6 protein-coding genes are annotated in these 8,604 nt (G+C 34.6%); all 6 read left to right on the forward strand.

Features of this window, described 5'->3' with window-relative positions; translation table 11 throughout:
* Positions 1-545: 545 nt before the first annotated feature.
* Positions 546-1,475 (forward strand): Ppx/GppA phosphatase family protein, encoded by a 930-nt coding sequence (locus V7014_RS24205; RefSeq protein ID WP_335511163.1) that lies wholly within the window; start codon positions 546-548, stop codon positions 1,473-1,475.
* A complete protein-coding gene (gene ppk1 / locus V7014_RS24210) occupies positions 1,450-3,699 on the forward strand; it encodes a polyphosphate kinase 1 (RefSeq protein WP_335511165.1) in 2,250 nt (749 codons plus the stop codon). Before V7014_RS24205 ends, ppk1 (V7014_RS24210) begins: the two co-directional genes overlap by 26 nt.
* Before the next feature lie 187 nt (positions 3,700-3,886).
* The gene (locus V7014_RS24215) at positions 3,887-4,789 is read left to right on the forward strand and encodes a Ppx/GppA phosphatase family protein (RefSeq protein ID WP_335511167.1); all 903 of its coding nucleotides are present in this window, start codon (positions 3,887-3,889) and stop codon (positions 4,787-4,789) included.
* Positions 4,790-4,792: 3 nt separating this feature from the next.
* Positions 4,793-6,934, forward strand: coding sequence for a polyphosphate kinase 1 (gene ppk1, locus V7014_RS24220; protein ID WP_335511169.1), 2,142 nt, complete (start codon positions 4,793-4,795; stop codon positions 6,932-6,934).
* A gap of 12 nt (positions 6,935-6,946) precedes the next feature.
* Positions 6,947-7,417 carry a GNAT family N-acetyltransferase gene (locus tag V7014_RS24225; protein ID WP_335511173.1) on the forward strand — a complete coding sequence of 157 codons (471 nt, stop codon included), beginning with the start codon at positions 6,947-6,949 and terminating at the stop codon, positions 7,415-7,417.
* A gap of 294 nt (positions 7,418-7,711) precedes the next feature.
* Positions 7,712-8,530 carry an MBL fold metallo-hydrolase gene (locus tag V7014_RS24230; RefSeq protein WP_335511171.1) on the forward strand — a complete coding sequence of 273 codons (819 nt, stop codon included), beginning with the start codon at positions 7,712-7,714 and terminating at the stop codon, positions 8,528-8,530.
* Positions 8,531-8,604: the final 74 nt, after the last annotated feature.

Below are 8,604 nucleotides of genomic sequence, written 5' to 3' on the forward strand. Positions count from 1 at the left end.
CGCCCTTTTACGCTTTGTAAGCCCTCCGGAGTAGGTTACGTGAAATATATAAACTTGCTGATTATGTAAGAATGTCTACATTTGGCGCTTTCTGTCTAGATGAAACCCCATGTATCTTCTTAAAAATCGTAAGAATTACTTTCCCATCGATCAAACAAAGATAGCAAATGCAAATAGAACTTATTGGACAACCCCTTTTTTGTTTTGTAGATATATTTAATTTCGTGTTTTATATTGTGCTCTGCTCATATTTTTATTTCGCCACTCATTTTTTATTTCTCCGCTCATATTTTTTCATCCTCTATTCATTTATTTACATCGTCCACTCATTTATATCGTTCTTCACTCATATATTTAACTCTCCAATCATATGTTCACATCAATAATCAACTAATAAGCTCTTCTTTTTTATATAAATCGACAATTCTGAACAATCTAAGATTTTTACATGTTTTTCCTTCACAAAAGTTCAATAGTATATTACATTTGAATTAGATACTATTGGAAAAATAGTCATAATTAACCTTGCGAAAAGGGGGATACACGTGATTTACGGTATTATTGATGTAGGTTCCAATACAATTCGCCTTAATATTTATACTTATACTGATAAACAAGTGACATCACTTCTCCATAAAAAAACAATGGCAGGTCTTGCTGGTTATATCGTAGATGGTTATTTAACAACAAAGGGAATTGAAACAGCCTGTGCTATTATCAGCAATTACAAAAGTATTCTAGAAAACTTTCAAATTAAAAACGTATTTGTTTTTGCAACAGCATCATTACGAAACATTATTAATACCGATGAAGTTGTTCGCAATATTAAGGATCGTACTGGCTTTCCTGTTGATGTCATAGCTGGTGAAGAAGAAGCAAAACTTGGCTTTATTGGAGCATCGCATGCACTAAAAGTGAAAGATGGCATTTTGGTCGATATTGGTGGTGGTTCTACCGAAATTACCACTTATGAAGATGCCCAAATCATAAAAGCTGTTAGTCTTCCTATCGGCTCTTTAAGTTTATATTCTAAACATGTCTCGAAATTATTTCCAAAAAATTTCGAAAAAGAGGCTATCGAACAAAATGTAATATTGGAACTGAAAAAATTAGGCGAAGCCAATGTAAAAGAATATAAGATTCTTTGTGGCGTAGGCGGTTCTATTCGTGCTACTAAAAAATTGAATAACAATTTAATATTTGATAAAGAAACGAATGAATTTGAAGTAGGTAATATCGCAAAATTATTAAGTTTATTGCATAAAGCAGATAAAAAAACACTTCGTAAAGTGTTACAAATCGTACCTGATCGTGTACACACAATCATTCCAGGAATGATTATATTACAAACAATCGCTACATATTATGGATGTGAAACAATTCATGTAAGTAATTACGGTGTTCGTGAAGGGTATTTATATACTAAAGTTCTAAAGGAAGGTACAGATTATGGCAAAAACGAAGAAGAAGTATGATATAAGTTATACACAGAATAGAGAACTTTCATGGTTAAAATTCAATCAAAGAGTTTTAGAAGAGGCATGTGATCCAACTGTCCCTCTATATGAACGGTTGAAATTCGTTAGTATTTTCGAAAGCAATTTAGACGAATTTTTTATGATTCGTGTTGGTAGTCTTTTGGATTTATCTTTACTAAAAGGCAATCGGATTGACAAAAAAAGCGGTATGACACCGCCTGAGCAATTAAAGAAAATCTTTAAAGAAGTCGCACCACTATACAGACAACGAGACAAAGTATTTACTGATATTAAAAATCAGCTACATGAACATGACATAGATCATTTAAGTGTAAAGGATTTAGTTGGAAAAGATCGCAAATTTATCGAGCAGTATTTTAAAAATTATATTTTCCCAGTACTGTCGCCACAAATTGTGGACACACTTCACCCTTTCCCACATTTGCCGAATAAGTCATTAAACATTATTGTCATGATGGTTAAAGAAAATGAAACAACATACGGAATGATTCCAGTGCCACAATCGTTACCAAGCGTCCTATATTTACCTGGTAACACGGTTCGTTATGTCATGATGGAGAAAGTAATCCTTGAATTTGCTCATATCGTGTTTGATATGTTTGACATCGTCGATAAAACGGTAATTGCAGTCACTCGAAATGCAGATATTAGCCCAGAAGATGAAGTTTTTGCTGATGACGATGATTACCGTCATCATATGAAAAAAATCTTAAAGAAAAGAAAGCGTCTTGCCCCTGTTCGACTTGAAGTGCAAAACGACGCAGATCCATTGTTATTAGATTACTTATGTGACCGTTTAAATATAAAAAAAGAACAAGTTTTTAAGAGCAAAGCACCTTTATGTATGTCTTATGTTTTCTCATTACAAGAGTGTTTTTCTATTGAAACAACTCGTGAAATTTCCTATCCAGCGTTTGAACCACAACTACCTGCAACCATTAGTAAACGTGAAAGCATGATTAGCCAAGTTCAAAAAAAGGATGTTCTTTTACACTATCCATACGAATCAATGGAACCATTTTTACGATTAATTAAAGAAGCAGCAACCGACGAGAATGTTATTTCAATTAAAATCACAATCTATCGTCTATCAAATAATTCAAAGTTAGTAGAATCATTAATTGAAGCCGCTGAGAACAATAAAGATGTAACGGTTCTAATGGAGCTACGTGCTCGATTTGACGAACAAAATAATATTGATTGGGCTGAGCGCTTAGAAGATGCAGGATGTAATGTGATTTATGGGTTCGAGGGCTTTAAAGTACATTCGAAAGTCTGTCTCATCACCCACCTAGTCAATAATAAAATTCAATATATTACCCAAATAGGCACAGGTAACTATAATGAAAAATCCTCGAAAATGTATACTGATTTATCTTTTATGACCGCAAGCGATGCTATTGGTAATGACGCTGCGAACTTTTTCAAGAATATGGCTATCTCTAATCTTGATGGTCAATATGAACATTTACTTGTAGCTCCAACAAGCTTAAAGCCTGGATTGCTCGATCGAATTGATGAGGAAATTATGAAAGCTCATGCTGGTTATAACGGTCGAATCATTATGAAGATGAACTCCTTAACCGATCGTGAGATGATTACTAAACTATCAGAAGCTTCTTGTGCGGGTGTAAAAATTAGTTTAATTGTTCGTGGAATTTGTTGCCTTGTTCCAGGAATTAAAGACAAGACCGAAAATATCACTGTCGTGAGCATATTAGGCCGATTCTTAGAACATTCTCGTATTTATTGTTTTGGTGAAGGTACTGGCATGGAGCTATATATTAGCTCTGCGGATATTATGACGAGAAATATGGAAAAACGGGTTGAGATTGCTTGTCCTATTCTCGATCAACAAATTAAGAATCAAATAAGCCATATACTAGACATTCAGCTACAAGATAATGTGAAAGCCCGTTTGTTACTAGATAACCAACAATATGAAAAACGTACTAAATTAGGGGATAGAAAGATAGACAGTCAAAATTTCTTCATGGAAGAAGCATGGAAAGATCACAAAAAGCCAACTACTCCTGAACAATTGGAGAAAGAACAAGTAGAGTTCGTTGTTACAAACACAGCTGATGCAAATGCAACAAAATCTATTAGGAAATATGTAATTCCTCGTCTAAAATCAAAACGTCCTAAAAAATCAAGATTGGTACTGGCATTTAATGCCTCTAAGAAAAATAGTTTGTAACTACAATACGAAGAAAGAGGGAATGAAACGAAAACATATTTCACTCCCTCTTTCTTCGTATGTATTTTTGACTCGCATTAACAAAAATCAAACAATATCTTCACAAATAAAGGATAATATTAACGATATAATAAAAGTTAGTGAAAAAAATGAATTTTTTAAGTTTTCAGCGAAAAGAGGGATAAACATGTTATACGGAATAATTGATGTTGGTTCCAATACAATTCGACTCAATATTTACAGTTATGAAAACGAATCGGTAAAATCGTTACTTCATAAAAAAACAATGGGTGGTCTAGCAGGATATGTGAAAAACGGCTACTTATCATCAGGAGGAATTAATACAGCGTGTGATATTATTAACGACTATATCAATATTATAGGAAATTTCCGAATTAACAATATATTTATCTTTGCAACTGCATCATTACGTAACATTGTGAATACGGATGAAGTTACCCGTATTATTCACGAACGAACTGGTCACTCTATTGACGTTATTACTGGTGAAGCAGAAGCTACCCTCGACTTTATCGGGGCAACTTATGCCTTGCAAGTAACAAATGGAATGATGGTTGACATTGGCGGCGGCTCTACTGAACTTGCTTTCTATAAAGAGGCACAAATCACTCAAGCAATCTCCTTACCAATCGGATCATTGAGCCTATTTTCGAAACATGTATCCAAGCTATTCCCTAAGAAAAAAGAAAAGAAAGCCATGATAGAAGAAATTCTTGTCGAGTTAACAAAACTTGGACTAGAAGGACAACAAGTCATTCCAACGATTTGTGGTGTTGGGGGAACAATTCGTGCAACAAGGAAATTAAATAACGAATTATTTGAAACGAAAGAAAGTCTTACACTAGCAGTAGACAATATTTCAGAAATACTGCCTCTGTTACATAAGCCCAATAAACAAACATTACATCGCATTTTACAAATCGTTCCCGATCGAATTCATACCATTACCCCTGGTCTACTCATTCTCCATACAATCGCTGTATATTTCGGAAGTGAAACCATTCATGTAAGTGGTTATGGCGTACGAGAAGGCTATCTATACAGCAAAGTATTAAGAGAAGGTGAATAAAAAATGGTAAAAACGAAAATGCATCATGATTTAAGCTACACACAGAATCGAGAGCTATCTTGGCTAAAATTCAACCAACGTGTTCTAGAAGAAGCTTGTGATGTGTCTGTTCCACTCTATGAACGATTGAAGTTCGTTTCAATTTTTGAAAGTAACTTAGATGAATTTTTCATGATTCGTGTTGGCAGTTTAACGGATTTAACACTACTTAAAGGTAATCGTGTGGATAACAAAAGCGGTTGGACACCTGCCGATCAATTAATGAAAATATTTAAAGCAGTTGCTCCTTTATATAAACAAAGAGATCAAGTATTTTTCGAAATTACAGAGCAGTTCCGAAAAGAAGATATATATCATCTTGGTATGAAAGATTTGAGCGGTGCTGAAAGAAAGTTTGTTGAGCTATATTTCGATCGTTACATTATGCCCGTACTATCACCACAAATTGTAGACTCTCACCATCCGTTCCCGCACTTGTCTAATAAATCTTTACACATCGTCGTAATGGTTAAGAAAGAAGAAACAACATCATTTGGAATCATACCAGTTCCACAAAGCTTACCAAAAGTACTCTTTCTACCAGGAGAAAATGTTCGTTATATACTTATGGAGAAAATCATCTTTGAATATACGAATAAAATTCTAGACATGTTTGAAATAACTGATAAAACTATCATAGCTGTTACCCGAAACGCGGATATAAGCCCTGAAGATGAAGTATTCGCTGACGACGATGATTATCGACATCACATGAAAAAAATCCTTAAAAAACGAAGGCGTCTCGCTCCTGTTCGATTAGAAATACAAAACGAAGCAAACCATGAACTAATCGAGTACTTGTGTGATCGACTTAACATAGAAAAGGATCAAATTTTCAAGAGCAAGGCTCCACTCTGTATGTCTTATGTGTTTTCATTAGCAGAAAAGTTTCCATTAGAAAAGATGCGAAAGCTTTCCTATCCCGCTTTTGACCCACAACCTTCTAGGGCATTAACCAAGCGTGAAAGCATGCTAAAGCAAGTTCGTAAACATGATGTGATTCTACATTATCCTTTCGAACAAATGGAACCTTTCCTACGATTGATTAAAGAAGCCGCCTACGATGAAACAGTGATGTCTATCAAAATTACAATCTATCGTCTCGCTAACAATTCTAAGTTAGTTGAATATTTAACTGAAGCTGCTGATAACAACAAAGACGTTACTGTATTAATGGAACTACGTGCTCGCTTTGATGAACAAAATAATATTGATTGGGCCGAACGTCTTGAAGAAGCTGGCTGCAACGTTTTATACGGTTTTGAAGGCTTTAAAGTGCATTCAAAAATTTGTTTAATTACTCATTGGGACAACAATAAAGTACATTACGTAACGCAAATCGGGACAGGTAATTACAATGAGAAATCGGCAAAACTCTATACAGATTTAAGCTTATTAACAGCCAATGAAGAGATTGGAAACGATGCAGCCAACTTCTTCAAAAATATGGCCATCTCCAATTTAGATGGTCAATACTATCACCTACTTGTTGCACCAACAAGCTTAAAGCAAGGTATTGTCACTCTTATTGATGAAGAAATCTCTAAAGCAAAGCGTGGCGAAGAGGGTTATATCATTATGAAAATGAATTCCCTTACCGATCGAGAAATTATTACAAAACTATCGGAAGCATCTTGTGCTGGTGTTACAATCAAACTGATCATTCGAGGTATTTGTTGTCTTGTACCGCAAATTAAAAACAAAACCGAAAACATTACAGTTGTAAGCATTGTTGGACGATTTTTAGAGCATTCTCGCATTTATTGCTTCGGTCAGAACGAAGACACACGTTTATATATTAGTTCAGCGGACATTATGACGCGAAATACTGAAAAACGTGTTGAAATTGCCTGTCCTATTCTCGATGAAAACGTTAAGAAGCGAATTATTGATATTTTAGAAGTTCAATTACATGACAATGTCAAAGCTCGTATCCTTCAGTCAAATGCAGAATATGCTAATCGCTCTGGTTCAGAATACACTGCTGTCGACAGTCAAACGTACTTCATGGAAGAAGTTCAGCTTGAAGAAAAGCAAACCGTCGAAGGGGATGGCCCATTACGAAGAGTATTGGAAAAACTTCGTGGAATATTCAGTAAAAAATAATTTTTATTGAAGGTGACTCTCATAGAGACAGTCTATTTAACACGTCCAGCAATAGAATTACAATCCGAGTATCTTTCCTTTTATCAAGAATGGAAAGATAGCGACGAGACTATAATCCCTTGGGTAATTAGGAAAGATCCTACAGATTTTAAAGAAATGTTTCAATTTTTATATAATGATGAGAAAGGTGTAAACTTTCCAGAACAACGAGCATCCTCTTCTGCATTTTTGCTAGTTAACGAAAATAGAAGAGTTATCGGTGCTGTTAATATTCGTCATCGATTAACCGAGCAATTATTGCAAAGCAGTGGACATATTGGTTATGGAATCCGTCCTTCAGAAAGGCAAAAAGGATACGCTACTAAACTATTAGCTTTAAGTTTAGAAAAAGCGAAGCAATTAGAAATACAAAAAGCCCTTGTTGTCTGTAATAAGAGCACTATTGGATCAGAACAAACAATTTTGAATAATGGTGGAGTATGAGATTCAGATTACATCGACGAGCATGGAAACATTATTAAAAGATATTGGATTGATATATGTGGCAAATAAACTTTTCATTGAAGCAATTTTCATTACTTCTAAAGTCAAAAGAGCATGCTTGTTGAAACATGCTCTTTTTAATGTCTTAAAAATTATTGAAACCTAATGATTTCATAATGCAAGACGCCCTACCATAGAATCTCAATACATCGTTTTAAATAAAACGGGCTAAAATGAATGAATATTCACTCAAAAATATGTTAAGATATCAGAAAAAAGAATGGAGACAAAGAAATGTTATTTCATAAAAAATTAGAGAAAGGCAATATAGGTGATATAAATTATGCAAATGGCTCCATACGATTTAAATCAGTCAACTTGAATGTATATTCTTATGCCATTGACGGGATTATTATCGATGCAGGTTCACAATCGTTAGCAAAGCTCTTTCAGTCTTTCTTTAATGCACAATCCATTGATGCCTTATATTGCACCCACATACATGAAGATCATACAGGTGGTGCTGGATGGTTACAGCAAAAGCATGGGATACCTGTTTTCTTGCCATCCATCTCAATTCCGGAAGCATTGAAAAAAGGTAATTACCCTCTCTACAGACAAATTTTTTGGGGAAAAAGACGTATTTTCAATCCTACCCCTGTACCTGAAGCATTCCAATCAAGAACATACAACTGGAAAAGCATCTTCACCCCTGGGCACTCAGCAGATCATACAGCGTATTTAAATACTTCAACCGGCCAACTATTCTCAGGTGATTTATTCGTTCAAGTACGTACAAAAGTGATTATGGATACAGAATCCATACCGCAAATTATAGACTCAATTGAACGAGTTTTGACGTATGATTTTACTGAAATGTTTTGTAATCATGCGGGATACATCAAGGATGGAAAACAAATGTTTAAAGATAAGTTAGCCTATTTAAATCAACTAACATATGAGGTTCAAAAATTACATCAACAAGGTATGGACGTAAATACTATCCAACAACAACTTTTCCCAAGAAAATACCCAATCACGACTTTTTCAAGAGGACAGTGGGATTCTAAACATATTGTTACATCTATATTAGAAAAGCAGCCTGTTCGTTAGTTCATATACTTGTTCAAATTATAGGTAAATATAATGAAAAAGAGTGAAATAGGAATGAGGGCACTGAAAAACTT

It is taken from the genome of Bacillus sp. JJ722 (assembly GCF_036963345.1).
GTDB lineage: Bacteria > Bacillota > Bacilli > Bacillales > DSM-1321 > Bacillus_AD.

Excerpts from the sequence above, each read along its gene's own strand:
- ppk1 (WP_335511165.1), top strand. The coding sequence starts at position 1,450 with ATGGCAAAAACGAAGAAGAAGTATGATATAAGTTATACACAGAATAGA.
- V7014_RS24215 (WP_335511167.1), top strand. The coding sequence starts at position 3,887 with ATGTTATACGGAATAATTGATGTTGGTTCCAATACAATTCGACTCAAT.
- ppk1 (WP_335511169.1), top strand. The coding sequence starts at position 4,793 with ATGGTAAAAACGAAAATGCATCATGATTTAAGCTACACACAGAATCGA.
- V7014_RS24230 (WP_335511171.1), top strand. The coding sequence starts at position 7,712 with ATGTTATTTCATAAAAAATTAGAGAAAGGCAATATAGGTGATATAAAT.